This is a genomic window from Halomonas dongshanensis, from assembly GCF_024790395.1.
Taxonomy (GTDB): domain Bacteria; phylum Pseudomonadota; class Gammaproteobacteria; order Pseudomonadales; family Halomonadaceae; genus Vreelandella; species Vreelandella dongshanensis.
Genome location: NZ_JAJISC010000007.1, coordinates 73,675 through 99,978, shown reverse-complemented (window position 1 = coordinate 99,978; position 26,304 = coordinate 73,675). Strand labels below are relative to the sequence as shown.

34 protein-coding genes and 1 tRNA gene are annotated in these 26,304 nt (G+C 57.2%); 18 read left to right on the top strand and 17 right to left on the bottom strand.

Annotation, left to right across the window (positions count from 1 at the left end; genetic code table 11):
• Positions 1–25 precede the first annotated feature (25 nt).
• From LLY24_RS14935 to yidD, 5 genes are read left to right on the top strand one after another with little or no spacing between them, the layout of a single operon-like run.
• On the top strand, positions 26–1,546 hold the full coding sequence (locus LLY24_RS14935) for an inactive transglutaminase family protein (RefSeq protein ID WP_259037096.1): 1,521 nt from the start codon (positions 26–28) through the stop codon (positions 1,544–1,546).
• Entirely contained in the window at positions 1,543–2,538 is a 996-nt protein-coding gene (locus tag LLY24_RS14930; protein ID WP_259037095.1) for an alpha-L-glutamate ligase-like protein, read from the top strand. Before LLY24_RS14935 ends, LLY24_RS14930 begins: the two co-directional genes overlap by 4 nt.
• 38 nt (positions 2,539–2,576) lie before the next feature.
• On the top strand, positions 2,577–3,017 hold the full coding sequence (locus LLY24_RS14925; RefSeq protein ID WP_259037094.1) for a transcriptional repressor: 441 nt from the start codon (positions 2,577–2,579) through the stop codon (positions 3,015–3,017).
• Between the two features lie 33 nt (positions 3,018–3,050).
• Entirely contained in the window at positions 3,051–3,515 is a 465-nt protein-coding gene (gene hisI / locus LLY24_RS14920; protein ID WP_259037093.1) for a phosphoribosyl-AMP cyclohydrolase, read from the top strand.
• A gap of 7 nt (positions 3,516–3,522) precedes the next feature.
• Positions 3,523–3,900 (top strand): membrane protein insertion efficiency factor YidD, encoded by a 378-nt coding sequence (gene yidD / locus LLY24_RS14915; RefSeq protein ID WP_259037092.1) that lies wholly within the window; start codon positions 3,523–3,525, stop codon positions 3,898–3,900.
• Between the two features lie 43 nt (positions 3,901–3,943).
• Here yidD and LLY24_RS14910 read toward each other — a convergent pair whose 3' ends face one another.
• Together LLY24_RS14910 and LLY24_RS14905 are read right to left on the bottom strand one after the other, a co-directional pair.
• Positions 3,944–4,363 carry a SufE family protein gene (locus tag LLY24_RS14910; RefSeq protein ID WP_259037091.1) on the bottom strand — a complete coding sequence of 140 codons (420 nt, stop codon included), beginning with the start codon at positions 4,361–4,363 and terminating at the stop codon, positions 3,944–3,946.
• Between the two features lie 33 nt (positions 4,364–4,396).
• Positions 4,397–5,452 carry a tyrosine-type recombinase/integrase gene (locus tag LLY24_RS14905; protein WP_486606403.1) on the bottom strand — a complete coding sequence of 352 codons (1,056 nt, stop codon included), beginning with the start codon at positions 5,450–5,452 and terminating at the stop codon, positions 4,397–4,399.
• 464 nt (positions 5,453–5,916) lie between these two features.
• Between LLY24_RS14905 and LLY24_RS14900 the strand changes: the two genes are divergently transcribed.
• The 3 genes from LLY24_RS14900 to msrQ are packed head-to-tail and all read left to right on the top strand — an operon-like array spanning position 5,917 to position 8,623.
• Positions 5,917–6,966: a DNA-binding protein gene (locus tag LLY24_RS14900; RefSeq protein ID WP_259037090.1), complete on the top strand. Its 1,050-nt coding sequence runs from the start codon at positions 5,917–5,919 to the stop codon at positions 6,964–6,966.
• 14 nt (positions 6,967–6,980) lie between these two features.
• Positions 6,981–8,000 carry a protein-methionine-sulfoxide reductase catalytic subunit MsrP gene (msrP, locus tag LLY24_RS14895; RefSeq protein ID WP_259037089.1) on the top strand — a complete coding sequence of 340 codons (1,020 nt, stop codon included), beginning with the start codon at positions 6,981–6,983 and terminating at the stop codon, positions 7,998–8,000.
• Entirely contained in the window at positions 8,000–8,623 is a 624-nt protein-coding gene (gene msrQ, locus LLY24_RS14890) for a protein-methionine-sulfoxide reductase heme-binding subunit MsrQ (protein ID WP_259037088.1), read from the top strand. Before msrP ends, msrQ begins: the two co-directional genes overlap by 1 nt.
• Positions 8,624–8,682: 59 nt before the next feature.
• Here the strand turns inward: msrQ and LLY24_RS14885 are convergent, their stop codons facing one another.
• On the bottom strand, positions 8,683–8,829 hold the full coding sequence (locus LLY24_RS14885) for a hypothetical protein (RefSeq protein ID WP_259037087.1): 147 nt from the start codon (positions 8,827–8,829) through the stop codon (positions 8,683–8,685).
• A gap of 234 nt (positions 8,830–9,063) precedes the next feature.
• Entirely contained in the window at positions 9,064–9,669 is a 606-nt protein-coding gene (nfuA, locus tag LLY24_RS14875) for a Fe-S biogenesis protein NfuA (protein ID WP_259037086.1), read from the bottom strand.
• A 356-nt stretch (positions 9,670–10,025) separates the two neighbouring features.
• On the opposite strand from nfuA, the gene LLY24_RS14870 reads away from it, so the two are divergent.
• Both LLY24_RS14870 and LLY24_RS14865 read left to right on the top strand, forming a co-directional pair.
• Positions 10,026–11,678, top strand: a complete 1,653-nt coding sequence (locus LLY24_RS14870) for a nitrite/sulfite reductase (protein ID WP_259037085.1) — start codon at positions 10,026–10,028, stop codon at positions 11,676–11,678.
• Positions 11,671–12,210 (top strand): DUF934 domain-containing protein, encoded by a 540-nt coding sequence (locus LLY24_RS14865; RefSeq protein ID WP_259037084.1) that lies wholly within the window; start codon positions 11,671–11,673, stop codon positions 12,208–12,210. The genes LLY24_RS14870 and LLY24_RS14865 overlap by 8 nt, the downstream gene beginning before the upstream one ends.
• Before the next feature lie 101 nt (positions 12,211–12,311).
• On the opposite strand, the gene smrA is transcribed toward LLY24_RS14865, so the two are convergent.
• Entirely contained in the window at positions 12,312–12,902 is a 591-nt protein-coding gene (smrA, locus tag LLY24_RS14860; RefSeq protein ID WP_259037083.1) for a DNA endonuclease SmrA, read from the bottom strand.
• Between the two features lie 91 nt (positions 12,903–12,993).
• On the opposite strand from smrA, the gene LLY24_RS14855 reads away from it, so the two are divergent.
• From LLY24_RS14855 to pdxH, 4 genes are read left to right on the top strand one after another with little or no spacing between them, the layout of a single operon-like run.
• A complete protein-coding gene (locus LLY24_RS14855; RefSeq protein ID WP_259037082.1) occupies positions 12,994–13,464 on the top strand; it encodes a gamma-glutamylcyclotransferase family protein in 471 nt (156 codons plus the stop codon).
• 36 nt (positions 13,465–13,500) lie between these two features.
• On the top strand, positions 13,501–14,124 hold the full coding sequence (gene wrbA / locus LLY24_RS14850; protein ID WP_259037081.1) for an NAD(P)H:quinone oxidoreductase: 624 nt from the start codon (positions 13,501–13,503) through the stop codon (positions 14,122–14,124).
• Positions 14,121–14,510, top strand: coding sequence for a DUF2069 domain-containing protein (locus tag LLY24_RS14845; RefSeq protein WP_259037080.1), 390 nt, complete (start codon positions 14,121–14,123; stop codon positions 14,508–14,510). The genes wrbA and LLY24_RS14845 overlap by 4 nt, the downstream gene beginning before the upstream one ends.
• 15 nt (positions 14,511–14,525) lie before the next feature.
• Entirely contained in the window at positions 14,526–15,170 is a 645-nt protein-coding gene (gene pdxH / locus LLY24_RS14840) for a pyridoxamine 5'-phosphate oxidase (RefSeq protein ID WP_259037079.1), read from the top strand.
• A 19-nt stretch (positions 15,171–15,189) separates the two neighbouring features.
• Here the strand turns inward: pdxH and LLY24_RS14835 are convergent, their stop codons facing one another.
• Entirely contained in the window at positions 15,190–17,937 is a 2,748-nt protein-coding gene (locus tag LLY24_RS14835; protein ID WP_259037078.1) for a bifunctional acetate--CoA ligase family protein/GNAT family N-acetyltransferase, read from the bottom strand.
• Between the two features lie 100 nt (positions 17,938–18,037).
• Here LLY24_RS14835 and LLY24_RS14830 point away from each other — a divergent pair, with 100 nt between their 5' ends.
• Both LLY24_RS14830 and LLY24_RS14825 read left to right on the top strand, forming a co-directional pair.
• Positions 18,038–19,012, top strand: coding sequence for a histone deacetylase family protein (locus LLY24_RS14830; protein WP_259037077.1), 975 nt, complete (start codon positions 18,038–18,040; stop codon positions 19,010–19,012).
• Between the two features lie 84 nt (positions 19,013–19,096).
• The gene (locus LLY24_RS14825) at positions 19,097–19,729 is read left to right on the top strand and encodes a helix-turn-helix domain-containing protein (RefSeq protein WP_259037076.1); all 633 of its coding nucleotides are present in this window, start codon (positions 19,097–19,099) and stop codon (positions 19,727–19,729) included.
• 33 nt (positions 19,730–19,762) lie between these two features.
• On the opposite strand, the gene LLY24_RS14820 is transcribed toward LLY24_RS14825, so the two are convergent.
• From LLY24_RS14820 to LLY24_RS14800, 5 genes are all read right to left on the bottom strand, one after another.
• Positions 19,763–20,113, bottom strand: coding sequence for a TusE/DsrC/DsvC family sulfur relay protein (locus tag LLY24_RS14820; protein ID WP_259037075.1), 351 nt, complete (start codon positions 20,111–20,113; stop codon positions 19,763–19,765).
• 3 nt (positions 20,114–20,116) lie between these two features.
• Positions 20,117–20,404 (bottom strand): DsrH/TusB family sulfur relay protein, encoded by a 288-nt coding sequence (locus LLY24_RS14815; RefSeq protein ID WP_259037074.1) that lies wholly within the window; start codon positions 20,402–20,404, stop codon positions 20,117–20,119.
• Between the two features lie 8 nt (positions 20,405–20,412).
• Positions 20,413–20,772, bottom strand: a complete 360-nt coding sequence (locus LLY24_RS14810; RefSeq protein ID WP_259037073.1) for a DsrE family protein — start codon at positions 20,770–20,772, stop codon at positions 20,413–20,415.
• Between the two features lie 9 nt (positions 20,773–20,781).
• On the bottom strand, positions 20,782–21,174 hold the full coding sequence (tusD, locus tag LLY24_RS14805; RefSeq protein ID WP_259037072.1) for a sulfurtransferase complex subunit TusD: 393 nt from the start codon (positions 21,172–21,174) through the stop codon (positions 20,782–20,784).
• Between the two features lie 113 nt (positions 21,175–21,287).
• Positions 21,288–21,968 (bottom strand): Bax inhibitor-1/YccA family protein, encoded by a 681-nt coding sequence (locus LLY24_RS14800; RefSeq protein ID WP_259037071.1) that lies wholly within the window; start codon positions 21,966–21,968, stop codon positions 21,288–21,290.
• A gap of 905 nt (positions 21,969–22,873) precedes the next feature.
• On the opposite strand from LLY24_RS14800, the gene LLY24_RS14795 reads away from it, so the two are divergent.
• Entirely contained in the window at positions 22,874–23,065 is a 192-nt protein-coding gene (locus LLY24_RS14795; protein WP_259037070.1) for a hypothetical protein, read from the top strand.
• A 14-nt stretch (positions 23,066–23,079) separates the two neighbouring features.
• On the opposite strand, the gene LLY24_RS14790 is transcribed toward LLY24_RS14795, so the two are convergent.
• Positions 23,080–23,259: a hypothetical protein gene (locus tag LLY24_RS14790; protein WP_259037069.1), complete on the bottom strand. Its 180-nt coding sequence runs from the start codon at positions 23,257–23,259 to the stop codon at positions 23,080–23,082.
• 583 nt (positions 23,260–23,842) lie between these two features.
• Between LLY24_RS14790 and LLY24_RS14785 the strand changes: the two genes are divergently transcribed.
• Entirely contained in the window at positions 23,843–24,142 is a 300-nt protein-coding gene (locus LLY24_RS14785) for a hypothetical protein (RefSeq protein WP_259037068.1), read from the top strand.
• Positions 24,143–24,188: 46 nt separating this feature from the next.
• On the opposite strand, the gene LLY24_RS14780 is transcribed toward LLY24_RS14785, so the two are convergent.
• The 5 genes from LLY24_RS14780 to LLY24_RS14760 all read right to left on the bottom strand — a co-directional run bounded on the left by LLY24_RS14780 (position 24,189) and on the right by LLY24_RS14760 (position 26,292).
• The gene (locus tag LLY24_RS14780) at positions 24,189–24,548 is read right to left on the bottom strand and encodes a lysozyme inhibitor LprI family protein (RefSeq protein WP_259037222.1); all 360 of its coding nucleotides are present in this window, start codon (positions 24,546–24,548) and stop codon (positions 24,189–24,191) included.
• Between the two features lie 71 nt (positions 24,549–24,619).
• Entirely contained in the window at positions 24,620–25,486 is an 867-nt protein-coding gene (locus LLY24_RS14775) for a DUF6694 family lipoprotein (RefSeq protein WP_259037067.1), read from the bottom strand.
• 85 nt (positions 25,487–25,571) lie between these two features.
• Positions 25,572–25,754, bottom strand: a complete 183-nt coding sequence (locus LLY24_RS14770) for a hypothetical protein (protein ID WP_259037066.1) — start codon at positions 25,752–25,754, stop codon at positions 25,572–25,574.
• Between the two features lie 86 nt (positions 25,755–25,840).
• A complete protein-coding gene (locus tag LLY24_RS14765) occupies positions 25,841–26,080 on the bottom strand; it encodes a hypothetical protein (protein WP_259037065.1) in 240 nt (79 codons plus the stop codon).
• Positions 26,081–26,201: 121 nt separating this feature from the next.
• Positions 26,202–26,292, bottom strand: a tRNA-Ser gene (locus LLY24_RS14760).
• Positions 26,293–26,304 lie beyond the last annotated feature (12 nt).

The window sequence follows — 26,304 nt, the reverse complement described above, 5'->3', positions numbered from 1 at the left end:
CTGCTTTATCTGGAAAGGACGCACCATGTCACGCTTGCCCTTTTATTTGATCGTTGGCCTTCTGCTGGTGGCCGGCATTGCCGCCAGCGTTCACCGCCACATCCAATTCGAAATTCCTTGGCTGCCTGGCGAGCAGCGCCAAGTGTGGGAAGTCGAAGCCGTCATCAACTTCAATGCGCAAGGTGGTCCCGTCGAGGTCAACTTGGCCCTGCCGACGCATCAGACCGGCTACCGCGTATTGACCGAAAATACCGCCTCATCGGGCTACGGACTGGCCTATCAAGGCGATGAGCGCGGCCGTCGCGCCCAGTGGACGATCCGTAACGCCGCTGGCAACCAGCAGCTCTACTATTCGGTACAAATGCTGGTGTCGCCCGAAGCGCGCGCGCCCATTCAAGCGCCGCCGCAGCTAACGTCTTCGCCTTGGGAGCGCCCCTACGATACGGCGGCGACACAGCTGATCGAGCGTGCTTGGGCGCGTAGCGCCAACAACATGACCTTTGCCCGCGAGCTGATCCGCGACATCAACGGCGAGGCCCAGGGTGAAAATGCGCGCCTGCTGCTGACTCAAGAAGCGCCTTCGGCGCTGATCGTGCGTCTACTTAACCAAGCCGACGTTCAGGCGCGTGAAGTAAGCGGCTTGCTGCTCGAAGATGGCCGCCGTCGCCAACCTTTGACCACCTGGATTCAGGTATTCGACGAAACGGCCGAAACCTGGTCGATCTTCAATCCTGTCACCGGCGAGCAAGGCCGTCCCGAAAATCTGTTACTGTGGGAAATGGGCGGTCGCGCCGTACTCGAAGTGCAAGGCGGTACCAACTCACGCGTTAGCTTCTCGATGATGACGCATCATCAGCCAGCGTCGGCGGCAGTACGTAACCATCACTCCGACGATACCTTGCTCAACTTCTCGATCCACAGCTTGCCACTTGAAGAGCAGGCGCTGTTCCAAACCATCTTGCTGATTCCCATCGGCGCACTGGTCGTGGTCTTTTTGCGCGTGCTCGTCGGCATCAAGACCTCGGGTACCTTCATGCCCGTGCTGATCGCCTTGGCGTTCATCCAAACCAGCCTGCTCACCGGCCTGATCGGCTTCTTGTTGGTCGTGGCGGTGGGGCTCGTGATCCGAAGTTATCTCTCGCACTTGAATCTACTCTTGGTGGCCAGGGTCTCGGCGGTGATCATTACGGTAATCGCGATTATCTCGATCTTCTCGGTACTCGCTTACCGCATGGGGCTCAACGCCGGGCTTACCATCACCTTCTTCCCCATGATCATTCTCTCGTGGACCATCGAACGCATGTCGATTCTGTGGGAGGAAGAAGGGCCAAAACAGGTGTTGATCCAAGGCGGCGGTAGCCTTTTGACCGCGGTGATCGCCTTCTTGGCAATGAATAACTCCCTGGTGCGCCACATTACCTTCAACTTCTTGGGCGTACAGCTGATCTTGATGGCGTTGATTCTCTTGCTAGGCAACTACACGGGGTACCGGCTATTGGAGCTGCGTCGCTTCAAACCGATCACCGAGGATGAGCAGACCCGATGAGCCTGCTAAAGAATTGGACCTCGCCGTTCAAGCTGAGAGACAAAGGCATCATCGGCATGAATCGGCGTAACATCCGCTATATCGGACGTTACAACAAGCGTCACCTCTATCCGCTCGTCGATGACAAGCTGAAGACCAAGCTGTTGGCCCAAAAGTACGGCATCACGTCGCCGCAGCTTATCGGCACCGTCTCGACACAGTTTGGCGTTAAGCACATCGGCGACATGCTACACGGCCACGGCGGCTTTGCCATCAAGCCGGCCAAGGGCAGCGGTGGTAAAGGCATCTTGATCATCGAGCGCGTCGAGGACGATGAATTCATCAAGCCCAGCGGTGCACGTCTGAGCATCGAGGATATCGAGCGCCACGTTTCCAACATACTCTCGGGGCTCTATTCCCTGGGTGGTGCGCCTGACGTGGCGATGCTGGAGACCTTGATCAACTTCGAAGAGAGCCTGCTGGCATTCACCTACGAAGGCGTGCCGGACATCCGGGTCATCGTATTCAAAGGCTACCCGGTCATGGCCATGATGCGACTATCGACGGCGGCCTCGGACGGCAAGGCCAACCTGCACCAGGGTGCGGTTGGCGTGGGGCTCAACATTGCAACGGGAGCGGCGCTGCGCGGCGTTCAGTTCGATCGCCCCTGCTATACCCATCCCGATACCGGGCACGATCTTGCAAGCCTCGTCGTCCCCCAGTGGGATACGCTGTTGCACTTGGCAGCGGGCTGTTATGAGATGACCGGTCTTGGCTATTTGGGTACCGACATGGTGCTCGACCGCCATCATGGCCCGATGCTGCTAGAATTGAATGCACGACCGGGGTTGGCCATCCAGATGACCAACGGCGAAGGACTTCGCCGCCGCCTCGATTTGATCGAGCAGCAGCCCGAAGGTGTGCCCGTTGCCCAGCGTGTAGCGTTTGCCCAAAAACACTTTGCCCGGCGCAGCGAGCTGGTCAGTGACGAGCCTACAGTGACCCACGCTTGAGATTTTTCGAGCGTATTTTTGATAATGACGAGTCGCCCATGACCAATGCCAATACACTGCTTCAACAGGCGGAGTCTCAGTGCCTCAACCGTGGGGTTCGTTTTACCCCAATCCGACGGCGAGTACTGGAGCTGATTGCCAACTGTAACGGCGGTCTCAAAGCCTACGATTTGCTTGATCAACTCTCTACCGAGCACGCGGCTGCCCGGCCTCCCACGGTTTACCGTGCGCTGGATTTCTTGATCGAGCAGGGCCTGGTTCATCGCATCGAGTCACAAAACGCCTACGTGGCCTGCGTCTGCCCTGAGCATACCCATGGTTTTCAGCTTCTGATCTGCCGTCAGTGTGGCTACGTAGAGGAACTGCACCTGGATAAGATCACCGCCGAGCTGACGGCGCTTGCCGATAAGCAAGGCTTCAAGGTGCAGCGCCAAACGATCGAGCTGCAAGGCCTATGTGCAGAGTGCCAAGCCGCCTAATGTCGATACCCCAACCGATCAAGTGAGTCGATGATGTCCCGTTTCGATGATGCCGCGCCCAATACGCTGTTCAAGTCCCTGGAAAAGGCCGAGGTCGGCGAAGCGCTTCCTGCAACGGCCACGCTGCTAGATGCAGCCGCTTTCAATGAAGCTGGCTTGATTCCTGCCATTGCACAGCAGCACGATAGCGGCGAAGTGTTGATGATGGCCTGGATGAACCGCGAAGCGCTGGAAGAGACGTTAAGAACGGGGCAGGTTTGCTACTACTCGCGTTCGCGCCAGAAGCTTTGGCGCAAAGGCGAAACCTCCGGTCAGCAGCAGCGACTCAAGTCTGCCGCACTGGACTGCGACGGCGATACCGTGCTGATTAAGGTCGATCAGACAGGTCCTGCCTGTCACACCGGTCGGCGCAGTTGCTTCTACATCCAGCTCGACGCCGAGCAGGCTGCGGTTACCAGCGAGCCGATGATCGATCCCAAAGCGCTTTACGGCGCCTAACACGACGATGCGACGCCTTTGGCACTGGCTTCTACCCTCCCTGCGCCACTGCGTAATATACCTGCTCGTTGGTCTCGTGCGCGGCTACCAACTGGTGATCAGTCCCCTGCTCGGCCCGCGCTGCCGCTTCTGGCCGAGCTGCTCCTCTTACACCATCGAAGCACTCAAGGTGCATGGTCCTTTACGTGGTAGTTGGCTGAGCCTCAAGCGCATCGTCAAGTGTCACCCTGGCCACTCGGGCGGGATGGACCCGGTGCCTGGCGGGCCAAGCGAAGCGATGATGGAGGAAGACGCCTTAGCCGAGCGTAAAAAGCAGGCTACCTGCTGCACTTACCACGCGCATGAGGCGCCCAAAACCACCGCGCGCCCCATTGACTCCAAATAGCAGTTTTCCTAACTAGCTTTTAATCTCTAGCGTTTGCCGTGTGTCAGGCGTGCTGACGAGCCACGAGGTAAATGCGCTCGAGCATGGCATGCAAGCCGTTGCTGCGGGTCGGCGAGAGATGTTTGTCGAGGCCTAGATCGGCCAGGAAGTGCGGCTCGCTCTGAGCAATTTCGCCAGCCGGTCGGTCGTTGTAAATACGCAGCAGTACGGCGATCAGCCCTGAGACGATGGCAGCATCGGAAGTGGCCTGAAAACGAAGCGTCTCCCCTTCTAGGCTATGGTTCATCCAGACATTGGATTGGCAACCCTGGATCTTGTACTCCTCGGTTTTCCATTCGGGAGGAAAATCGGGGAGCTGCTTACCCATGTCGATGATGTACTGGTAACGATCCATCCAGTTGTCGAACATCTCGAACTCTTCGCGCAGTTCCTGCTGGGCGTGTTCGGTACCGCTGGTGCTCATGCTGTGTCCTTGGATTGATGGATACTCACGTCATTATAACGGCTCGTCATCGATTTGTGTCGTTGCGAGACGATGGCGCTGTTGTGCCCGATGCCACTCATCGGCCTCTTGGTGCAAGTAGCGCGAAGTGGTTTCAAGCCGCGCATGGCGCGCTGTATCGGCAAGGTGACGCATGTTGATTCCGGCCTGGGCCTGGTGCGTGAGCGACGTGTGCCGCAGCCAATGCGGCGTGGCACGCCGTAAGGTCTGCACTGATGCCTCTGGGTCAGCGATCCCTGAGCGTTCGAGCTCCTGGGGAGGCGAATTTTCAAGCACGCTGGCTGCCTGCTCGAAAGTGGTTTTGATCAAACGATAGAGCTGATTATCTCCGATGCCCCGGGTGCCATCGAGCGCTCGCAGAAGCGGGGTGGTCTCACCGGCACTCGGGCGTGGAGAAAGGCCGAGCACCTCGCGCCACTTGGCCAAATGCCCCATGAGATCGTCTGGCACTGGCACCATTGCGAGCTTGCTGCCCTTCCCTTCTACCTGCCACCACCAGCGCCCTTCGCGCAGACGAAAGTCGTTCATCTGGGCGCGGCTGATCTCGCTTATACGTGGCGCCAAGAGGTAAGCAAAACTGAAAATGAAACGTCGCCGAGCCCGCTCGTACTGGGTGCGCCGCGACGCATCATCCAGCTGGGTTGAGCCCTCAAAGCGGTCAAGCCAGGCCCAAAACCACTGCCATAATGGCTGTTCCAAATAGCGCTCGATCTGCGGTGCTTGGTTATTAAGCCGCCGAGCTTTATCGCGCATTAACCGAAACGGGTTGTGATCGACCCACCCTGCCTCTACCAGCCAGCTAAACATGCTCTGCAGGATGGTGAGCGATTGCCGACGGCTGGTCGGCGAAAGCGGACCGCGAAACGGCCGCCATTGGGCATGATCGCGCGGCTTCGACGGGCCGATCCAGCGCTCGGCAGGTGTGGGGTTTTCAAGAAACGCTTCGAAGGCGCGAAGCCACTCACGATCGAGCGCTTCGAGCTTGAGCCCTTGGTCATCCAGCCAGAGCAGAAGTCGTTCGGCTTCGCGACGGTAGGCCTTTAGCGTCATGGGACTTGCCTGGTACTCAGCGAGCCAATGCGATACGGCGTCGATATCGCTATTGGCACCAATGCGCGCCCCTCTCCTCTCTACGCGTTGCGAGTTTTCCTGACCAAGCCAGAGGGGGCTTGGTTGCGCTGTTACGCCATTGGATAGCGTAATCCTATCTGTTGGCTCCATTTCCCTTTGCGGAGAAGGATCATTGCTACGCCCTCCTGTCCACTCCTCTTCTACCACTACTTTCACCCTATCCCATATTCAGAGGTAATAATTCTGCGCTATGTAAGCGGATAAATTCAAGATAATAAGAGTAATCTTGAATTTTTAACGAATAAAATAAATAATTTTACGTATTATGATTTATGTAATATTGCAGAGATCGGCTGATCAAAGGACAATGGCGCCATTGTTTAATAGGTGCTGGATCGCACAGATGTACAGTGACCAGAAAATACAGTTAAAGGGAAAAGCTCATGGCGCGTAGCGGCATTCAGTACGCAGATGTTCAGCAGGCCATCGATACCTTGCTAGCCCGAGGAGATTCGCCCAGCGTCCAGCGCATTCGCGATGTGTTGGGTACGGGCAGCTTCACTACCATCAGCGAGCACTTCCGCTATTGGCGCAGCGAACGTGAAAACAACCGCGATGTACCTCCCCCTAAAGGCGTTCCCGAAGCGATCGTGACGCTGAGTGCAGAGCTATGGCGCCAGGCTGAACAGCAGGCCCATCAAGCGTTAGTTCACTATCGTGAAGAGGCCAATCGACAAGTCGAAGAGGCGCAGCAAGAAGCTGAAGATGCCGAGCTTAAGGCCCAGCATGCAGTGGAACGCGAGCGTGCTCTCGCCGAGCACTTGCGCTACACCGAGCAGCGCCTCGAAGCGCTTACGCATGAACTCGCGACAACCCAGGCTCAGGCGAGCGAAGCCGAGCGTCGCAATGACGCCTTGGCGAAAGAGTGCGCTGCACTCGCACAAGCCGTTAAGGAGAAAGAGGGCCAGCAGCAAGCTCAAGCGGCGCAGCACCAAGACGCGCTAAAGGCGTTGGAAGCGCGTTTCGAAGAGCGTCTCGGCCAAGAAGAGCAACGCCATGAGGCCTCCGAAACGCGGCTTATGGGCATGCTCGATACGCTGCGCCAAGAGCGTGCCCAAGAGGAAAAACGTAAGGCCAAATTAACCCAGCAGTGGGAAGCCGAGCGTGAGCGCTTAGGCGGCGAGATGCAGGCGCTGCGCCAAACTCATCAGCAGCGCCAGACGCAGCTCGAAAGCGAAAAAGAGGCTTATGGGCAAGAAATTGCCGTCCTCAAGCAAAAACTCCATGAGGCAGAAACCCAGCTTAGCGAGAAAGCGCGCTTGGAAGGGTTGCTACAGAAGGCGCAAAAGGACCTATTCGATGAGAAAAACCGTCATGCGCAGCGGGAGCAGGCGTGGCAGGAACAACTTTGGCAACGAATGGAAACACTTCAGCAACAATTGAGCGAACTCCCGTCTACACTCAGCGTCAAAGGAGGGAATTCGAACGACTAGCCAGGAGAAGCGCCATGCTGATCAACATTGCCAAATCGAGTGATCTACGCGAGAGCGATGTCACGCCTGAGTCGGTCTACCTTTCGCGCCGTCGCTTTATGGGGGGAGTCGCTGGGCTTGGGGCTGGTATGGCGCTTTCGGGCCACGTGCACGCAGCATCTAGTGACTATAGCGATGTGCCCTCTGGCAATGCTCCTGCTTGGCTTAGTGACAAGATAGAGGCTGCCCAGTGGCGCGCCGTGGTTCCAAGCGATCCCAACGCCGATGCGCTCACGCCCTATGACGATGCCAGCCACTACAACAACTTTTATGAGTTCGGCACCGGCAAGAGCGACCCGGCCCGTCGTGCCGGGGATCTGGAAACGCAGCCTTGGAGCGTGGTCATTGACGGCGAAGTCAACAATGGCGGTCGGATGGCGCTAGAGGATGTAATCACTCCCTCCCAACTGGAGGAGCGAATTTACCGTTTGCGCTGCGTCGAGGCGTGGTCAATGGTGATTCCCTGGCTAGGCATTCCCCTTAGCGACATCATCGAACGCGCCGAGCCCACCAGCAAAGCCAAGTACGTGCGCTTCGAGACACTGGTCGACCCCGCTCAAATGCCGGGGCAGCGCTCCTCCTTCGCACTGATCGACTGGCCCTATGTGGAGGGGTTACGCCTCGATGAAGCCATGCACCCGCTGACGCTACTCGCCGTTGGCATGTACGGTCGCGAGCTCCCCAATCAAAACGGTGCGCCGCTGCGGTTGGTCGTGCCCTGGAAATACGGCTTCAAGAGCATCAAATCCATCGTACGTATTTCGCTGGTCGAAGAGCAGCCAGTTAATTCCTGGCAGGCGATTGCCGCCAATGAGTATGGCTTCTATGCCAACGTCAACCCTGAGGTCGATCACCCACGCTGGAGCCAGGCTAGCGAGCGGCGCTTGCCCAATAGCCTGTTCAACCCCAACATCATCGATACGCGCATGTTCAATGGCTATGCCGATGAAGTGGCAAGCCTCTATCAGGGCATGGATCTCAGGACGCATTACTGATGCCAAGCTTACTGCGACTACTTCTTGCCTGGCGCATTGGCGTATTCGCCGCTGCCTGCGTGCCGCTCATTTGGTGGAGTTGGCAGGTGGCCAGCCAGCAGGCAGGTCCTGAACCAGGGCGTTTTTTGCTGCTCAACATTGGCCATGGCGCGCTTTGGCTTTTGCTACTGACATTGTCGTTGACGCCTTTGACCAAGCTCACTCGCTGGAAAGGCTTCGCCGTTATCCGGCGCCAGTTAGGGCTTTGGACGCTGGCTTACGCCTTCTTACACCTTGTCTGCTATCTGCTGTTCATCCTCGGCTTGAACTGGGCGCAACTGGGAAGTGAAATCGCCAATCGCCCCTATATCATCGTTGGTATGCTGGCGCTCGTAGGCTTAACGCTCCTTGGCGCTACCTCCAACCGCTTTGCCATGCGCCGCTTGGGCAAACGCTGGAAGCCTTTGCATAAACTGGTCTACCCAATTCTTGCTCTCGTACTGCTGCACTTCTTTTGGGTGGTGCGCGCGGACATGCGCGAATGGTCGCTCTACGCCTTGATAGGCGCCCTCTTAATGCTACTGCGTCTGCCTGCGATAGCGCGACAGCTTCCTAAACTTCGCCAACGCCTAAGTCACGGCTAAGCCCAAACGCACACGGCCACCAACATGGTGGCCGTGGCTTGTTAAGTCAATCTATGACGCTACTTGGTGGGCTTTGGCGCCTCTGAAGTCGCCTCATCGGCGCCCTCTTCGGGCAGCTCCCAAGTACCTTCTTCGGTCCAAGGGTCGTTCTCGGGGAACTCTTCAATATTGATCTCAGGCTCTGAATAGTCAGGCTGAAAGCGCAAGTCGTACTTCGCTGCGCGCCATCGAGACCATGAGCAGCGCCAAGATCAGCAAGAGCGGCACGCCCCTGACGATGCTCGCCGTTTGAAGCGTTTGCAACCCACCTAAGGCTTGTTCGTAACTTTTACGTAAGGGAGCTTATACACTGGGTTATTGATTTGTAATAGTAGTTTACACAAAAAACCCGGCACTATGGCCGGGTGTGGGGTTTCGCGCTATTTCAACGAAGGTCGAAGCTAGCGGTAATACGCATTGGTCGTATCGGTATGATCAGTGACGTCACGAATACCGGCGAGCTCTGGAATCCGCTCCATCAAGGTCTTCTCAACGCCATCTTTGAGTGTAAGGTCTACTGCCGCACAACCTTGGCAGCCGCCGCCAAAGGCGAGAATGGCGATACTCTTCTCGGTGAGCTCAACCAGCTTGATCTCACCGCCGTGGGCGGCAAGCCCCGGATTGATTTCGCTATAGAGGACATAGTTGATGCGGTCCTCTAAGGGGCTATCGGCGTTGACCTTGGGCATCTTGGCGTTCGGTGCCTTGATGGTCAGTTGCCCCCCCATGCGATCGGCGTTGAAGTCGACCACGGCCTCTTCCAAAAAAGGTAAGCTGTTCTTGTCGAGGAAGACACTGATCTTCTCGAGCGTTAGCTTGTGGTCGGTCGGCTCTTCTTCACCAGGACGGCAATAGGCCAAGCAGGTCTCGGCGTAGGGCGTACCCGGTTGGGTAATGAAAATGCGTACGGCAATACCCTCGACGTTCTGCTTTTCCAGCAGCTCGGCGAGATAGTCTTGCGCGCTTACGGTGATATCGATGCCAGGGGCGTCTACGGTCGTGGTCATGAGGCTTTTCTTCCCTCCCGGTCAGTGGCAGTGCCACGTAACTCATCATTTTGGGTATGGTAAGCAAAACGCAGCGCCGACACAATCCTGAGTGTTTTAGTAGGCTATTGTACACCCGGCAATATCGTCTGTATAAGGCTTGGGTAGCCGGTGAGAATAGCTAGCGGGCTGGCACCCGCACGCAAGCGCTAACGCGCTAGGGAGCGTATCCCCCGTACTCAAACGGCATATAATTCCTTTTTGAGATAAAAAGATAATTATATATTCTTTTGTAGAATATATTGAGGGCGTTAAGGTGGCACGATAATCCCGTTCCGCCTTGACGGAATTACTCAGCATCATCAGGACCGTGCCCCATGTATCGTTACGATATTCATGACCAAACCCTAGTGGACGAGCGCGTCGCCCAATTCCGCGATCAGATGGAACGCTACCGCGCTGGCCGTCTAAGCGATGCGGAATTTCTTCCGCTTCGCCTACAAAACGGTCTCTATATTCAACGCCATGCGCCCATGCTGCGTATTGCGATCCCTTACGGCATGCTGGCAGGCCATCAGCTACGTGCCCTGGCCGAGATCACCCGGCGCTATGACCGTGGTTACGGCCACTTCACCACGCGTCAGAATTTGCAGCTCAACTGGCCCAAGATGGAAGACGTGCCCGACATCCTAGCTGATTTGGCCAAAGTACAGATGCACGCGATTCAAACCAGTGGTAACTGCATTCGCAACACCACGAGCGATCAGTTCGCCGGTATCGCCAAGGACGAAGTCGAGGATCCGCGACCCTGGTGCGAGCTGATTCGTCAGTGGTCTACCCTACACCCCGAGTTCGCCTATCTGCCGCGTAAGTTCAAGATCGCGGTGAGCGGCGCCACGACCGACCGCGCCGCCATTCAAGTCCACGATATCGGCCTGCGTCTGTGGCACAACGAGGATGGTGAACTGCGCGTACGCGTGCTGGCCGGCGGCGGGCTCGGCCGTACACCGATGATTGGCGACGTGGTGCGTGAAGACCTGCCCTGGCAGCACCTTCTCACCTATCTCGAAGCCTGCGTTCGCGTGTACAACCAGTTCGGTCGTCGCGATAACAAGTTCAAGGCGCGGATCAAAATTCTGGTCAAGGCCTTGGGCATCGAAGAGTATCGTCGCCGCGTCGAAGAGGAGTGGGTTTATCTTAAAGATGGCCCGCAAACGCTCAACCAGGCTGCCGTGGATGCAGCCAAAGCGCACTTTCCCGAGCCTGATCGCCGTGCCGTAAGCAGTGACGCCATTCAGGCGTTCGAAACGCTACGCCAGGAAAACCGCGCCTTTGCTCGTTTTGTGACCAACAACGTCACCGATCACAAGGTGCCGGGCTACAAGGCCGTCACGCTCTCGCTCAAGCGCCGCGAGCACGCCCCGGGCGATGTCACGGCTGACCAGATGGACGCCGTGGCCGATCTTGCCGACCGCTACAGCTTCAGCGAAATACGCGTGACCCACGAGCAGAACCTGGTGCTTTCGGACGTGCCGGTCGATGAAATCGAATCTCTTTGGCAGGCGCTGGAAGACCTCGGTATGGCCAACCCGACCATCGGTACGCTCAACGACATTATCTGCTGCCCGGGAGGCGACTACTGCGCCCTGGCCAATGCGGTCTCGATTCCCATTGCCCAGTCGCTGCAGCAACGCTTCGAGGATCTTGATTTTCTCTACGACCTTGGGCCGCTCGATCTCAATATTTCGGGCTGCATGAACGCCTGTGGGCATCACCACGTAGGCCACATCGGTATCCTCGGCGTCGACAAAAAAGGTGAGGAGTATTACCAGGTATCGCTTGGTGGTAACGCCACCGATGACGCCTCCTTGGGTAAGATCCTAGGCCCCTCTTTCTTCAAGGAAGACGTGCCCGACGTGATCGACAAGGTGCTGCAGGTGTACATCGAACAGCGCACCGATGAAGAGCGCTTTCTGGATACCTACCGCCGTATCGGCCTGAAACCTTTCAAGGAGCGTGTTTATGCCTGACGTTTCCGTTGCGGACGACTCCGAACAGCCAACCCTCGTCCACGCCGAGCACTTGGTCGCCAATGGTGAGATTGCCGCCGAGAACGCCTGGAGCGTCTCCTCGGACGCCGAGTCGCTGCCCGACCAGCGCCCTGCCTTCGTGCCCCTGGCGCTGTGGCAGCAGCACCAAGGCGATGCTGGCCTAGCGCCGGTGCTTGCCAGCGACACCGAGCTCACCCCGGCACTGGCTGGTGAGCTTGCGCAAACGCCGAGAATCGCTATCGACTTCCCCGCCTTTACCGATGGGCGCGGCTACTCATTGGCGCGCTTGATGCGCGAACGCTACGGATTCGAAGGCGAGATACGTGCCGTGGGCGACGTGCTGGTCGATCAGCTCAACTACATGCGCCGCTGCGGCTTTAGCGCCATGGCGCTGCGTAACGATCAAGACCCCGAGGTGGCACTGCGCGCCCTAAACGCCTTTAGCGTACGCTACCAAACGGATGTCGAGCTTCGTCAGGCGCTGTTCGAACGCCGTCTTGCCAAGGCCTAATCACCTTTCTAACCTGCGTTAGCCACAACTGCTGCACATACTAAAACGCCCCACGGTAAGCGATTACCGTGGGGCGTTCGCGATTAGCTCGCGCCAAAGGGTTAGCCGCGCCTTTTTTGCTGGCGCTCGCGGTTGTTCGCCTTGGCGCGGTCGCTCTTGCGCAGCATGACCCATGTCGCCCCTAGCCCCCCTTCTGAGGGTTGGGCCGATACATAGGCCTGCACTTCATCGAATTGGTTGAGCCATTTGACCACGTAGGAGCGCAGCACGTTGGCAGGACTGTCGATGGCATTACCTCGCCCATGGATAATCTGGACCGAGCGCAGGTCGTGGGCATAGGCGTCTTGAATGAAGGCAAACAGCAGCCGCCGACATTCGGCCACCGGGCGACGTAGCAAATGCAGTTGTGCCTGAACCGGGTAGCCACCGTGGCGAAGCTTATCGGCAACGCCCTGCTGGGTGCCTTCGCGACGAAATTCGACGGGATCAAAGGCGGGCAGCAGGTCGACGAAATCATCGGAGAGGAAGTTGCTATCGCCAAGGCCCTGCTCGGCGGACTCACGCCGAGCGAGCTGAGCTTCAGAGGGCGCCTTGGGGGATTTTTCGACGTTGGCGCGATTGCGCCCCTTGAGTGGGCGCACATCGCCGACCAGAGCTCGAAAATCCATTTCGCTACGCAGTGACTGAGTCATGACAGGCTCCTCCGGCGGGTGATAAGACTATACTAGCAGAGCACGCTTGGCCGCTTAAGCGCTGCGACAACAGCTACCCTAAGGACGCGATATGCGCACACTGAAATGGCTGCTTCTACTGTGCATGGCAGCGTTGGCTGGCGTAGCGGCTTGGCTATGGCTCACCATGCTCTCGCCGTGGTTTTACGATTCGACCGAGAACGCGACAACTATCGCGCCCGGCCAACATCAGGTCTTCGTTTATGGCACGCTGCGCTTCGCCCCCGTACGCTGGGTCGTGATGGGCAGCTCTGGCTCGCCGCGAGAAGCCTCGCTGCGTGGCTTTGCCAGAACCGGCCTCGATCTGCGCGAACAGCCCGGCAGCGTCGTCCCGGGGCTGCTTCTGCGCGTCAACCCCGAACAGCTACGGCGTCTCGATCGCTATGAGCGCCTTGGCGTGCGCTATACGCGGCATTGCTATCAGTTGCGAGGCGGCGGCAGCGCTTGGGTCTACCGGCGGTTGAGCGAAGCAGATAACCTGACCTCGATCCTGCCCACCCAAGCCGACGCTCTGGTACCATGAAGTGACTTAAACCCAACCCAAGGCTCAGGACTCGACATGACGGCTGCCTCACCCTATGTACTCGTGCTCTACTACTCTCGTTCGGGCGCCACGGCGACCATGGCCAAGCAACTGGCTGAAGGCGTGGAGAGCGTTGGCGGTATTCAGGCGCGGCTGCGCTGCGTGCCACCGGTGTCGGCTACCTGCGAAGCCGTGGAGGAGGAGATTCCCGCTGAGGGCGCCGTCTATGCCGATCTCGATGACCTGCGTCACTGCAGCGGTTTGGCCTTGGGGAGTCCAACCCGCTTTGGCAATATGGCGGCGCCACTGAAGTACTTTCTCGATAGCACGAGCCCGCTGTGGCTCAACGGTGCCTTGATCGACAAGCCCGCTTGCGCGTTCACTTCGACGGCCAGCCTGCACGGTGGCCAGGAAAGCACGCTGCTGAGCATGCTGATTCCCTTGCTTCACCATGGCATGGTCTACGCGGGGCTACCCTACAGCGAAACCGATCTCATCGAGACCGATAGCGGCGGTACACCGTATGGCGCAAGCCATCTAGCGGGCGCGCGCAGCGACCGCGCCGTAGACGCCCGCGAGCGCAAGCTCTGTGTGGCTCAAGGGCGACGGCTGGCGCGCTTGGCATTGGCGCTTGAAGGAATGCGGAGCAGCAACGCATGAGGGGTTACCTAGATGCCCTGGAAGCGCGCCACGGGCTCGATCATCTCACCCATCTCGCGCGCCGCTGCGTAGTAATAAGCCTTAGCTTACTGTTCGCCCTGATGGTGTTGCGCGGCTTTCTTCTTCAAGGAGAAACGTTCAGTTGGCGCCCCACCCTAACCTTCGTGCTGCCGCTGCTGCTCTTTCTGCCCACGGTGATCGCCAAGCGTGCGCGAGGTCACGCCTGGCTCGCCTTCGTCAGTCTGCTCTATTTTGCCCAAGGGGTCATGGTGGCGACGCTGCCGGAGCAGACGCTGCGTGGCATCTTCGAAGCGTTGGTATCACTCGCGCTCTTCGTCGGCTGCATGGGCTATGCTCGTTTTCGCAGCCGCCAACTACGCCAATAAGTGGAGAACAATCAGATGACGCGACAACTTGCCGATATTCGGCGCGACTACGAAGGCGGTCGGCTCGAAGAGTCCAGCGCCGCCAGCGACCCTTTCGTGCTTTTCGATGAGTGGCTGACGCTTGCGCTGGAATCGGAGGGCAAGGATGGCAACGCCATGACGCTTGCAACCGTAGACAGCCAAGGCCGCCCCCACGCACGCGTCGTGCTGCTCAAGGGGTTCGATGCCGAGGGAATGGTATTTTTTACCAACTACCATAGCCATAAAGGGAGCGAGTTAAATAACGTTCCTTTTGCCGCGCTCACCTTCTGGTGGCCCTCCCTGGCCCGCCAGGTACGTATCGAAGGGCCGGTCGAACAGGTCAGCGGCGAAGAGTCCGACAGCTACTTCGATTCGCGCCCGCGCGGCAGCCAGCTGGGCGCCTGGATTGCGACCCAGAGCGTGGTGATTCCTGGGCGCCAATGGATCGAAGAGCGGCAAACGCGCTTCGAGCAGGCCTACGAGAACCAGCCCATTCCTCGCCCACCTCACTGGGGCGGCTACCGCGTCAATCCCGACATGATCGAGTTTTGGCAAGGCCAGCCCAGCCGTCTGCACGACCGTCTGCGTTTCGAGCGGCGCGACGGCGGGGCCTGGTCGCGCTTTCGGCTGGCGCCCTAAAACAGCCCTTAACTCAGCCTCAATAGGGCTCGTTTTCAAGGCGGTGGCGCTGCCACTCGCTTTCAGGCTGATTGAGGCTGAGTACGGCATCGATGACCTGCTCTTCCATGTTATAGCGGCAGGTGAAGCCTAGGCGCTTCATCAGCGCGCGCATCGGCTGATTGTCGAGCATGATCTTACCGATCATCTCGAGCGTACCGATGCTCTTGCAGTAGGCGATCATTTTCTCCATCAGTAGCGTTCCCACGCCAAGTCCTTGAAGATCGTCGCGGATGATGATGGAAAATTCGGTACGAATATTGTCGGCGTCGTTCCAGACGCGCACCACCCCAAGCATCTCCTTGCCGCCCTGCTCGTCGGCACGTTCGGCGATGAAGGCCATTTGGCGGTCGTAATTGATGTGAGAGAGAATCGACAAATCGCGCTGCGACAGGCTCGACTTGTTGTGGAAGTAGCGAAAGCGAATGCTCTCCTCCGAAAGCCGCTGATGAAAATGCGTGATTAGCGGCGCATCTTCGGCGCGAATCGGACGAATCTCCACCTGCCAGCCATTCTTGAGCGTGGTCCATTCTCTGAGCTCTTCGGGATAGGGCATGATGGCAAAGCGTGCGGGCGACCCTAGGTCCATGGCGAAGTCGACTGCCGTGATACCGTCGCGATTGAGCAACAGCGGATTGATTTCAAGCCCACGCAGCTCGACAAGATCAGAGGCCATTTGCGATAGCTTGACCAGTAGCTGGCAGAGATGGCGCATGTCGCGCTCGGGGTCGGAGGAGTGTTCGCGAATCAACGAGGCGGCGTGGGTGCGCCCGATCATGTCGGCAGCCAGGGTCATGTTCAGCGGCGGCAGCGCCACCTGACGATCGGCCAACACGTTGACCTTGTAGCCACCAATGCCAAAAACAATCAGCGGGCCGAAGACGGGATCACGGGTAATCCCCGCGCAGAGCTGCATCGAATGTTTGCCCCGCTGCATCGGCTGCAGGCAGAACTCCTGAACGCGAAATTCAGGAAACTTCTCGGCCACCTTGGCTTTGAGGCGCGCAGCTGCTTCTCTAACCTGCTCGGGCGTTTCCAAATCCTGAAGCAGTCCCGCCGACAGCTTATGCGGATGTTTGCGGTAGCGGTACGGGCGACAGTTGCCATCGTGCACCACTTTCAGCGCTTTAGGGCCGCTAAAGGCCCGTGCCGCCGCTTCGCCCTCGCTGGGATTAATGAAATAACGTCCCGGCGCCGCAGGAATACCGTAGGCATCGAGGAGCTGCGCCGTTTCCGAGTGGGTGAGCGTCGCCCGCCCCGCCGTCATGGCCGTTTCTAGCAAAGCGCGGCACTGGCTGCGAGCCTCCGGGCTTGCCGAAAACGGTAGGCTCGGCGGCGTCTCCTGCAGTAGCGCTTGGACACGTTGGTAGTCGACCATATGCATGAATGCTTTGATGGCCTTTTCGGGCGAGGTGTAGGTAGGAATCCCGGCGCCGTTGCATACTTCGCGGGCGCCCAGCGCCTCCTTGAGCCCCATCCAACTGGTCAGCAGATTACGCTTGAAGCGACTGCGCTGGTCGATCAACGCCTGGGCGGTCGCCTGGGACGGCGCCAGGCGTGTGGGGGCATGAACGACCAGAACGGCGTCGACGTTGGCGTCGGCGGTCACGATCTCCAGCGCCTCGACGAAGCGCGCAGGCGTTGCGTTCCCTCCGAGATCGACCGGATTCTCCCCTGGTTTGCTGACATCGACTTGGCGTGTGCGCAGCGCGCGGCGTGTCTCAGTGCTGAATTCGGCAAGCCTCCCCCCGGCGCTGATCAGCTTGTCGATTGCCAGCATGGCCGGTCCCAAGCCGTTGGAGACGATCGCTAGCCGGTCACCCTTCAAGGGTTTCATTCGCGATAGCGTCTCTAGCGCATCGATCAGCTCGTCAGAGTCGTTGACCCGCACGACCCCTGCTCGGGCGAAGGCGGCATCGAAAACCACGTCGCGATTGGCGATGCCGGGGGTGGGCGGCATATCGGAAATATCCGACGCCGCTGTTCGCCCGCTCTTGATCGCTAGCACCAAGCGATTACGCGAAGCATCGCGCACGGCGGTCATGAAGTGCTGGGCGTCGCTGATTCGTTCGAGATGCAGCAGAATTGCCTGGGCTGGGGAGAACTGATTGACGTAGTCGATCAGATCGGGAAGCAGAACATCGACGCTGTCACCAACGGTGATGACGTGAGAGAAGCCGACGTTGCGCCCTGCTGCCCAGTCGATCATGGCGTTGGCCAGCATGCCCGACTGGCCAAGATAGGCTACTCGCCCGGCTTTGATGGGTTGGCTCGCGTAGGAGGCATTGAGCCGCTTGGAAGGGACGATTACCCCCATGCATTCAGGCCCGAGCACGCGAAGCCCCGATTCCCTGGCCGCGCTCAGCATACGTTCGCGAAGCGAAGGGCGGCCATCGCGCTCCTTGTCGAGATCGGCACCCCCGGATAGCACTAGGGCCGCCTTGATGCCACACTTACCTAGCGCACGTAACAGTCTGGGCACACCATTGATCGGCGAACAGATCACCGCAAGGTCAGGCGTTTCGGGTAGCTCGCGCAGGCGGCTGTAGCAGGGAACGCCATGTACCGTCGCGTAGCCTTTCAGGTTGACGGCCAGCAGCGTTCCTTTGAATTCGCCTTCGAGCAGGTTACGCAGTACCAACCCACCTAGCGAGGCCGGTTTTTCCGAGGCGCCAAAAACGGCCACGGTGCGCGGGGCAAAGAAGTGATGCAGAAAACGTGTGCTCACGGCATATCTCCCAAAGTGCACGAACGGCGTACGACTTATGGACACTATGGCAGCCAGCGCCGCCAGCTTAAGGTGCGACAAGCCCATCAGGAGTGTCGGCATGATCACTGCCTACCTTACTCATCCCCACTGCGCATTGCACCATATGGGGCCAGAGCATCCCGAGTCACCCGAACGTTTGGAAGCGATACGCGCCCGGCTTTCGCTGTCGGGCGTATTGCAGCAAACCATGCAGGGTGACGCCAAGATAGCATGCGATGAGGCGCTTGCCCGCGTTCATTCGCCGCGCCACCTGCGGGCATTGGCGAAATGCCGGCCCGCAGAGGGAATCGTCATGCTGGATAGCGACACCCTGATGAACCCGGATAGCCTGGACGCCGCACGCGTAGCCGCCGGGGCCGTGGTGCGCGGCGTCGATCAGGTATTTCGCCGCCAAGCTGACAACGTATTTTGTGCCGTTCGCCCACCCGGCCACCACGCCGAAGTAAGCGAAGCCATGGGGTTTTGCTTTTACAATAACGTCGCCGTCGGGGCCGCGCATGCACGCGCTACCTATGGCATCACGCGCATCGCCATTCTCGATTTCGATGTCCACCAGTGCAACGGCACCATCGACATCTTCAAGGACGACCCGAACACGCTTATCTGCACGAGCTTCCAGTTTCCCTTCTACCCCTGGCGCTATTTGCGCAGCGAGTGGCACAACGTCGTCAACACGCCGCTCGATGCTGGTACCCAAGGCGCGCAGTACCGGCGTATTATCGAGCACCAATGGTTACCTGCGCTCCATCGCTTCAAGCCCGAACTGGTGATGGTTTCGGCAGGCTTTGATGCTCACCGCGACGACCCGATGGGCGATATTTGTCTGGACGACGAAGACTTTTATTGGATCACCCAGCGCGCCACGGAGATTGCTGCGCTTTACGCCGAAAATCGTCTCGTCTCGGTGCTCGAAGGTGGATATCACCTGGAATCTCTGGGCCGCGGCGTGGATGCCCACCTCAAAGCACTGCTGGGCCTGCCCTTCTCACCCGCGCCAGAGGGCAGCGCTGAGCCGGTGCCCGCCATTGGCTGAGCGGTTGCACCATCGACGGCGCCTGGCCAAGCGCTGTGATACCATGCCAAGTTCATTTTTGCCGCCAGTTGCGTGTCGCCCCCTATGACCCAAACCTCAGAAGAGCACGCTGCACTTCGCATCGCCTCAGGAAGCAAACCGTTCGTCGAACCGCTACGCCTTGGCGAGCGGCTCAAGCAGATACGGCTGGCCAATCAGTGGACGCTCGAAGAGGTCGGCCAGCGCACGGGGCTTGCACGCTCGACCCTCTCCAAGATCGAGAACGATCAAGTATCGCCGACCTTCAGCGTGGTGCAAAAACTCATCACCGGGCTGAATATTGATCTTCCCCAGCTGCTTACCCCGCCTAAGCGTGAGCGCTACACCATGGGGCGGCGCGACCTAACGCGTCGAGGTAAGGGCCAACTTCACCCTACGCCCACCTACGAACACGAGCTTTTGGGCCATCAACTGGCTCAAAAGCGCATGATCCCTTTCAAGACCATCGTCAAGGCACGCAGCTTCGATGAGTATCAACAGTGGGTGCGTCACGATGGAGAGGAGTTCCTCATCGTGCTCTACGGTGAGATATTGCTCTATACCGAATTCTACTCGCCGCTAAAGCTCATCGAGGGCGACAGTATCTATTTCGATAGCGATATGGGCCACGCCCTGGTATCGATCAGCGAAAATGATGCCACGGTGCTTTCCGTATGCACCCGTGGCGATATTGCTTGAAGCGGCAAGGTAAAACAGAGGGAGAAAAAACGCTCAAAGGCAGTTGGTTGGCTTGGGCAAGCCTGCCAGGCGCGCAACGCGTTTGGGCGGGCTACCCGGAAAGAGTGACATCAAGTACACCGATTTACCCTTCTCCTCTCCCAACTGCTGCTGTACGGCTTTGACTAATGGACGCATCGCGGGTGCCATTTCGTAGCGCTGATAAAATCCACGAACGAGATGTATAATCTCCCAATGCGCGTCGCTTAACGTCAAGCCTTCGTCTTCGGCGAGCAGTTTTGCCACCTCTTCTGACCATTGGGCTCTATTGACGAGATAGCCTTCGGGATCTAACTGGATTTTGTTATCCGAATCAAGATAACGGTATAAAATTTCAGATGACATACGTCAATACCATGCAATTATATTGTCGCAACTCACGGTTAAAGCAACGAACTCATCCACTGTTATGCTAGGCAGCGCTTTTGAACGGGCAAGCGACGCCAGACCACGAGCGTCCAGGTCTTCTTGCAGCAGCACCAGGCGTTCGCCTAGTTGCCAGCCGTTCCAGCTTGGATGCAGCACGGCATGTACACCCTCTTCGATCAGTACCAGCACGTCCTTTTCACCCAATGCCGCAAGCGCTTGCTGAGCAGCGGGCATGCTGGGTGGCTTGTTTAGGGTATGAACGATCATGGTGTCTCTCAAAAAGTGAACACAGACGCGGTGCTACGCACGATGGAAGGGACGTGGGCTTTTGCTACGACCTCGACATGAGCAGCCAATTGATCTTGGCTCAAACCAAGCTGCGATAACTCTTCATCCACTACCAGCAGCGACTCTATATCGTACATGTCTAACATATCGATGATCGGCAGCGTCGCCTTTTGCCCCGGCGCGCCAGGGCCCTGCCCCTTCAATAGCGCTACTACCCCCTGGCCAAGAAAGAGCAGACGCACAGATTTTCCAAACGCAGCGCCTACCAGGGCTACATCGAGGGCTTCGCGCAAGCGATTACCGTCATGTGGGGCATGTCGAATGATGATCAACACACTATCCGTCATTTCCTCTCCTCAACCTGCAAAGGTCATCAAGCGGTCACAGCGGGCGCGTAGTTCGAACAATTGCCCTAGCCCCGTAAGCTCGAACGGCGCCTCGATATTATGGCTAGCCAAGCCGTGACGATGTGCTTCGCTTTCGTCGACGACCCCACGACGAAGCGCTGCGGCAATACATACATCCAGCGCCACGGCGTGTTCGCGGTGTAGCGCTACCCAGGCATCGCGCATGTTGAGTTCGTCTTGCGGCGGCGCCATTAGCTGCGAGGCATTGTGTACGCCATCCTGATAAAAGAACACGCCCAGAAGCGTATGACCACGAGCCAACAGCGCATGGGCAAAGCGAAGCGCCGAGTGCGGCGCTTGAGCGCTGTAGGGCGCCCCTAACACCAACAAGCCATACGTCATCGCTTCCTCCATGTGCACACTGCACATTGTTTAGCCAAAAAAAAACAGACCCTATTATAAGGGTCTGCGTTCGAAACGACAGTGAACGTGCCACTGCCGTTATGCCACCTCTATCAGTCGTTACTCATGATACCGAGCAGTGAAAGCAGACTGATGAAGAGGTTGTAGATGGAGACGTAGAGCGTCACCGTGGCCAGAATGTAGTTGGTCTCACCGGCGCGATGAACGATCTCACTGGTTTGGAACAGGATCATTGCCGATGAGAACAGTACGAAGCCAGCAGACACCATCAACATCAGCGCAGGAATTTGGAATATCAGCCCTGCCACCATGGCCAGAATTAATACGATCGCACCTGCGAACAGGAAGTTACTGAGAAAACCAAAATCTTTCTTGGTCATTAGCGCCACGGCCGAGAGGCCCAAGAAAGTCAGACCGGTCATGGCCAGCGCATTCATGATGATAGCAGGGCCGTTAGGCAGCGACAGGTAGGCAGACAGAATCGGCCCTAGAGTGAAGCCCATGAAACCTGTAAAAGCGAAGGTGGCAAGCAGCCCCATTGCCGAATTGGCAGTCTTGTGCACTAGGAACATCAGTCCGTAGGCACCAACGAAGAAGATGAGGATGTTCATCTGCTGCACGCCCATCATCATGGCGGCACCTGCCGTTAGGGCAGAGAACAGGAGGGTCATGGCCAAAAGCGCGTAAGTATTACGCAGCACCTTGTTGGCACGAACATCGTTGACAGCGCCACGGCTGTCGTGTCGTGCAATGTGCGAGTCGTTGTAAGCCATCTTTCAATGCTCCCTAAATGGTTTCACATCGTGTCTAACAGACAAAATAAAGGCTATCAAGTTCCACTGAAGCGGCAAAGGCGCTGGCAGCTTGCATAGCGGCTAGGCTTCTTCCTCTTCGTCGTCTTGACGCTGAATCAGTGCAGTATTCGATGCCGTTGGCCGAACATCAGGACTACCCTTTTGCTGTCGTGCATCGATGGCATTGAGCAATACGAGTTGTACTACCAAAACAGCAAAGCAGAGCAGTATGCCTTTGAACATGCCTGAGACCTCGGTATGGCCGGTCGGCTAGCTTGATATCTAGAACCGCTCGCGCCTAGTTCACTATTGCTATCGAATACAGTAATCGCCCTTCACAACCAAGCGTAATCAAATAATTATACGTTGATTCAACGAAGTGGCCGTTAGGCCTCACGCCGCGTCGATTCGAGCGATGTCGCGAAGCAGAGTAACGCACTATCCGCGCAAGGAATAGCATCTCTACGCACTACTGATGATAGGAAGGGGGTACTATTTTGACGCAAAGAAAAGGCGCCCAGCTTGGGGCGCCTTTAGGGAGGTGCTGTCGTACGTTCGATATTAACCCTGGCAACGGGTCAATACCGCACGTTTTCCGTGACATCTTCGCCCATCCTGAGCGGCTCTTCCGTGACCATGCGAACATTCCGTGTCGCGTCATAAACAAAACTAGCTCACCCTAAGTCTCGTGTACAGCTATTGACCACTTATCACTTAAAATTTAACTTATGTACCAGTCCTGCTCTTAGGTACTACGCCTTTTCAAGGCCGGTGATCAGCGAAGCTAAGGGATAAGTCGTATGCGTGCTAGTCTCTACCACGTTGCAGTTCTTTTAATTCAGAGGCCTAGGCACCCATCATTTAGTCCACCAGGAGCAACACACTTGATACTCTCGCGCATTTTTATCGTTCTATTAGCTTTACTCGTACTTTCAGGCTGTGCATCGCAAACCAGCTGGGCACCCAGCGGTGATACCGAAGAGGGCCTGCCCACTACCCAAGCCGAATGCCGTGAACTGGCGTTTACCAATGGCGATAAGCAGCTCTATGGTGAGTGCATGCGCCGCAAAGGGTAAACGCCAGCCGTGCCTTACTCTGCTTCGTTATTCAGGGTATTGACGAACTCGTCGGCCTCGGGCTTGGTAGCACAGCGTTTGACTACTAACTCACCCTCGCGCTCGTTTTCATCGCGGGTATCTATGACCCACCACTCGGGCTGGGAGTCGATCTCTTCGGTTTCACGTACCACACGGTAGACGATATAGGTCATGGAGTTCTCTCCTTGAACGAGGGTGCTGGATGTTAGGGAGCAAAACTCCCTGCTGGCATTGCCCCTTCAAGCCTAGCACGCCGCTTTCTATCTGCCCCGCTTTCGTAAGCTCTAAGCGCGTGTGCTAGGGTTTAGCTCGATCCTGGCTGTATCTGGCTGTTAACAGGTGCAGGATCCCCCTTGCCCTTGTTTGAGGAGAGTTACGTGAAACGACTAGCAATAGCAAAACTCACTTTGGCCGTCTTTACCCTGGCCTTTTTGGCTGGCTGCGCTAATCAGGGGTCAGCTACGAGCTCGCGCGCAGCGGAGTGTCGCCAAGTCAGCGAACAAACGGGCGACCGCGAGCGTTACGGCGACTGTATGCGAGGTATTGGTAGCAGTCGGATGATGTAAAGGTGTCATTAACTAGGCGCTTCCCTGCCAATGCTTGGGGTGAAAACCCAAGCATTGGTTAAAATCGAACGGTCTATGCGCATAAATGCAGTTTTCATTGAATGTTAGCATGCTTAAAATCGTCTTGTATTCAGCGATTCGAGTGCACCAGCCAAGGATCGCTTACTAGCAACCACGTAAGGAAATTGCCATGAAACTGCTCAAACCCGTTGCCGTTCTTGCCATCGCTTGTTTCTCAACCGTCGCCATGGCCGAGCGCGGTTCAGGTGAAGCTAACCGTATCGTGTATCCGCAATCTTCTGCTCAGTCGCAGGGTGCCAGTCACGTCGGCTTCGATGCGCTTCAGACGTTTGATCGCTTAGATACTAACGATTCCGGTCGCATCACAGTAGAGGCGGCCAAGTCTGCTGGTCTCGATCGCGTCGCCGATCTAGACCTTCGTCATGACGGCTATGTCTACCGCAGCGATCTGAAGCACACCGGCGCTTGATCTCTTTTTCAAGCCCTTCCAGCCCGCTCCTGCGGGCTGGAATGTTTTACTGCCTAACGCAGCTCAAATCTCCCTCTTCGCACGTCCCGAACTCTTGCAACGTCTGCGTTCGCTCGCTGGTCATATGCGTTAAGCATTGATTGCGAACCATGGCCTGTACGCTTCCCCCTTCGGTCGCCGAACTCACGTAGGCGCACTCCGCATCGCGAAAGCTTATCCAAGCCCGTTGTGCTGCGCGTAATTTAGCCCGGGCAGGGGCATTATCCGTTAGCCGCGCCATTACCTCACGGTAGGCCGAATTCAGCGCCCCATCGGCGCGCTGGTACTCCTCAGCGGCGCACGTATTCATCTGCGCCTGCGTGTTGGCATTGCTGCAAGATCCGTCGTCTGACGCGATAGCGGGCATTGCCAGCCAAGCGCCCATTAACACTAATGCTCCGGCCCTCATGGTCCCTACCGTGTAACTTTTCTGCATCATCAAACTCCTTTTGCTATGTCAGTGTCGTCTTCGGTATTCGGGGCCAGTAGACGCTCTGCCGTATAAAGCCCCCTTAAATGCGCTAACCGTTCGGTTTCCTGCTCTGTCAGCATAGGCGCATTCCAGAGCGGTTGACCATCCTCGCCCTGCAGCCCGAGTAGCGAAATATCGAGCGTCACATTAGAGGGGATCTCCAAATCGCCCCAGGGGCCAAAACGATTGGGGGCAAGGCTCCATTCGGCGCTTTCCCCAGGCGCCAGGCCGCCAGGGATGACGTAATAGAATGAGGTATCCACCCACGGTAAAGGGCGCCCCTCACTGGTTAAGACGCCACGCAGCTGAACTTGAGTAATGATGCGGTCGGTCTGGTTGGAGACGCTGATATCGATGACAGGCTCACGGGCACCGTAAGGGCTACGGCTAACATAGTAGGCTGCCTCGTCGATGACGAAGCGGCTTCGCGCTTGAAGATCGTGATCGGCGCGGGTCGCCTTCTCTTTTAAACGCTCCAACGTGCGTAGCGACTCCTGGCGCTCACGCGAAAGGCGCTGTCGCATGACGCCTTCAGCGCGGCTAATGACTTCTTCGCCGGTCAAACCATTAATCTGCATATTGGCCGATTCGGCCAGCTGTACCACGTTCATGCGATTTGGCCTAAGCGCATCAAACCCCTCGAAAGCGGAGAGATTGATAATCGCCAGTGCGTGATCAAAGGCGCTACGACGCTCTTCAGAAAGCGCAGCACGCACTTCCTCGATGGAGACGATGGTCGTTGGCATGGAGCTGGTATCGATCTTGGGTTCTGAGCAGCCCGCAACACCAAGCGCCAAGAGCCCCATCACTATCAGCCCGAAGAGACGTCGCATACCCATATCCTCGATACGAAAATGGAGGGCAGCTTAACGGAAAGCGGGTGATACCACTACTTCAATCACATCAAGGAATGTTGGCTTATTTATCGACGGTCACTTTGCGTAGATCGTCGATATCGACCCCTTCAGGTAAGTCCTTAGGATCCCCTGGCAGCCAGATGGGCGATAAATCGCTATCCTCGCGCCCATCCTCGAAACGATGACCAGGAAGGCGGTACACCACGCTACCGTCACGATCATTCAAAGCGTAAACACGCTCCATATCCCCCTCCTATTACCCTGCGTACAAACGTAAAAGAGCGGACATGTTGCTATGCCCGCTCTCACGCCTAGGTTCGGCACGAAACATTAGATCTTCTTCTTGTCACCCGTGATCGCATCGGTGACCTTACGCAAGCCCTTCTCTACCGGATGCTCGGTGTCATCTTTGCCATCGACCTCGAACTCAGGGTGATCCTTGTCATCGTGCACTTCTGCACCGCAGGTATCACATATCTCCTCATGAGGATGCTGTTCATTTTTCTTGTCATCATTATCTTCCGTGATGATTTCTTTACCGCACTTTTTACAATGGTCTACATGTTCCATGGCCACTCTCCTCGCGGAATACATAACCCTATGGCTATACGGGAAGAAATTGGTTCACCGATGTACAAAATATAACAAAAAAAGGGCCTCATCAAAGATAAGGCCCTTTTCGAAATCCAAGTGGCGGAGGGACAGGGATTCGAACCCTGGATAGGCTATTAACCTATGCCGGTTTTCAAGACCGGTGCATTCAACCGCTCTGCCATCCCTCCGGCTTGTGGGTG

Coding starts and splice junctions, on each gene's coding strand:
- LLY24_RS14765 (WP_259037065.1), bottom strand. CDS start 26,080: ATGGAACATGTAGACCATTGTAAAAAGTGCGGTAAAGAAATCATCACG.
- msrQ (WP_259037088.1), top strand. CDS start 8,000: ATGCCAAGCTTACTGCGACTACTTCTTGCCTGGCGCATTGGCGTATTC.
- LLY24_RS14790 (WP_259037069.1), bottom strand. CDS start 23,259: ATGACCTATATCGTCTACCGTGTGGTACGTGAAACCGAAGAGATCGAC.
- LLY24_RS14845 (WP_259037080.1), top strand. CDS start 14,121: ATGAGGGGTTACCTAGATGCCCTGGAAGCGCGCCACGGGCTCGATCAT.
- hisI (WP_259037093.1), top strand. CDS start 3,051: ATGTCCCGTTTCGATGATGCCGCGCCCAATACGCTGTTCAAGTCCCTG.
- smrA (WP_259037083.1), bottom strand. CDS start 12,902: ATGACTCAGTCACTGCGTAGCGAAATGGATTTTCGAGCTCTGGTCGGC.
- msrP (WP_259037089.1), top strand. CDS start 6,981: ATGCTGATCAACATTGCCAAATCGAGTGATCTACGCGAGAGCGATGTC.
- LLY24_RS14780 (WP_259037222.1), bottom strand. CDS start 24,548: ATGCCCGCTATCGCGTCAGACGACGGATCTTGCAGCAATGCCAACACG.
- LLY24_RS14815 (WP_259037074.1), bottom strand. CDS start 20,404: ATGATCGTTCATACCCTAAACAAGCCACCCAGCATGCCCGCTGCTCAG.
- LLY24_RS14900 (WP_259037090.1), top strand. CDS start 5,917: ATGGCGCGTAGCGGCATTCAGTACGCAGATGTTCAGCAGGCCATCGAT.
- LLY24_RS14810 (WP_259037073.1), bottom strand. CDS start 20,772: ATGACGGATAGTGTGTTGATCATCATTCGACATGCCCCACATGACGGT.
- LLY24_RS14910 (WP_259037091.1), bottom strand. CDS start 4,363: ATGAGCACCAGCGGTACCGAACACGCCCAGCAGGAACTGCGCGAAGAG.
- LLY24_RS14865 (WP_259037084.1), top strand. CDS start 11,671: ATGCCTGACGTTTCCGTTGCGGACGACTCCGAACAGCCAACCCTCGTC.
- LLY24_RS14830 (WP_259037077.1), top strand. CDS start 18,038: ATGATCACTGCCTACCTTACTCATCCCCACTGCGCATTGCACCATATG.
- tusD (WP_259037072.1), bottom strand. CDS start 21,174: ATGACGTATGGCTTGTTGGTGTTAGGGGCGCCCTACAGCGCTCAAGCG.
- LLY24_RS14925 (WP_259037094.1), top strand. CDS start 2,577: ATGACCAATGCCAATACACTGCTTCAACAGGCGGAGTCTCAGTGCCTC.
- pdxH (WP_259037079.1), top strand. CDS start 14,526: ATGACGCGACAACTTGCCGATATTCGGCGCGACTACGAAGGCGGTCGG.
- LLY24_RS14930 (WP_259037095.1), top strand. CDS start 1,543: ATGAGCCTGCTAAAGAATTGGACCTCGCCGTTCAAGCTGAGAGACAAA.
- LLY24_RS14820 (WP_259037075.1), bottom strand. CDS start 20,113: ATGTCATCTGAAATTTTATACCGTTATCTTGATTCGGATAACAAAATC.
- LLY24_RS14935 (WP_259037096.1), top strand. CDS start 26: ATGTCACGCTTGCCCTTTTATTTGATCGTTGGCCTTCTGCTGGTGGCC.
- LLY24_RS14775 (WP_259037067.1), bottom strand. CDS start 25,486: ATGCGACGTCTCTTCGGGCTGATAGTGATGGGGCTCTTGGCGCTTGGT.
- LLY24_RS14800 (WP_259037071.1), bottom strand. CDS start 21,968: ATGGCTTACAACGACTCGCACATTGCACGACACGACAGCCGTGGCGCT.
- LLY24_RS14770 (WP_259037066.1), bottom strand. CDS start 25,754: ATGGAGCGTGTTTACGCTTTGAATGATCGTGACGGTAGCGTGGTGTAC.
- LLY24_RS14785 (WP_259037068.1), top strand. CDS start 23,843: ATGAAACTGCTCAAACCCGTTGCCGTTCTTGCCATCGCTTGTTTCTCA.
- LLY24_RS14825 (WP_259037076.1), top strand. CDS start 19,097: ATGACCCAAACCTCAGAAGAGCACGCTGCACTTCGCATCGCCTCAGGA.
- LLY24_RS14855 (WP_259037082.1), top strand. CDS start 12,994: ATGCGCACACTGAAATGGCTGCTTCTACTGTGCATGGCAGCGTTGGCT.
- LLY24_RS14905 (WP_486606403.1), bottom strand. CDS start 5,452: ATGACGCTAAAGGCCTACCGTCGCGAAGCCGAACGACTTCTGCTCTGG.
- yidD (WP_259037092.1), top strand. CDS start 3,523: ATGCGACGCCTTTGGCACTGGCTTCTACCCTCCCTGCGCCACTGCGTA.
- nfuA (WP_259037086.1), bottom strand. CDS start 9,669: ATGACCACGACCGTAGACGCCCCTGGCATCGATATCACCGTAAGCGCG.
- wrbA (WP_259037081.1), top strand. CDS start 13,501: ATGACGGCTGCCTCACCCTATGTACTCGTGCTCTACTACTCTCGTTCG.
- LLY24_RS14870 (WP_259037085.1), top strand. CDS start 10,026: ATGTATCGTTACGATATTCATGACCAAACCCTAGTGGACGAGCGCGTC.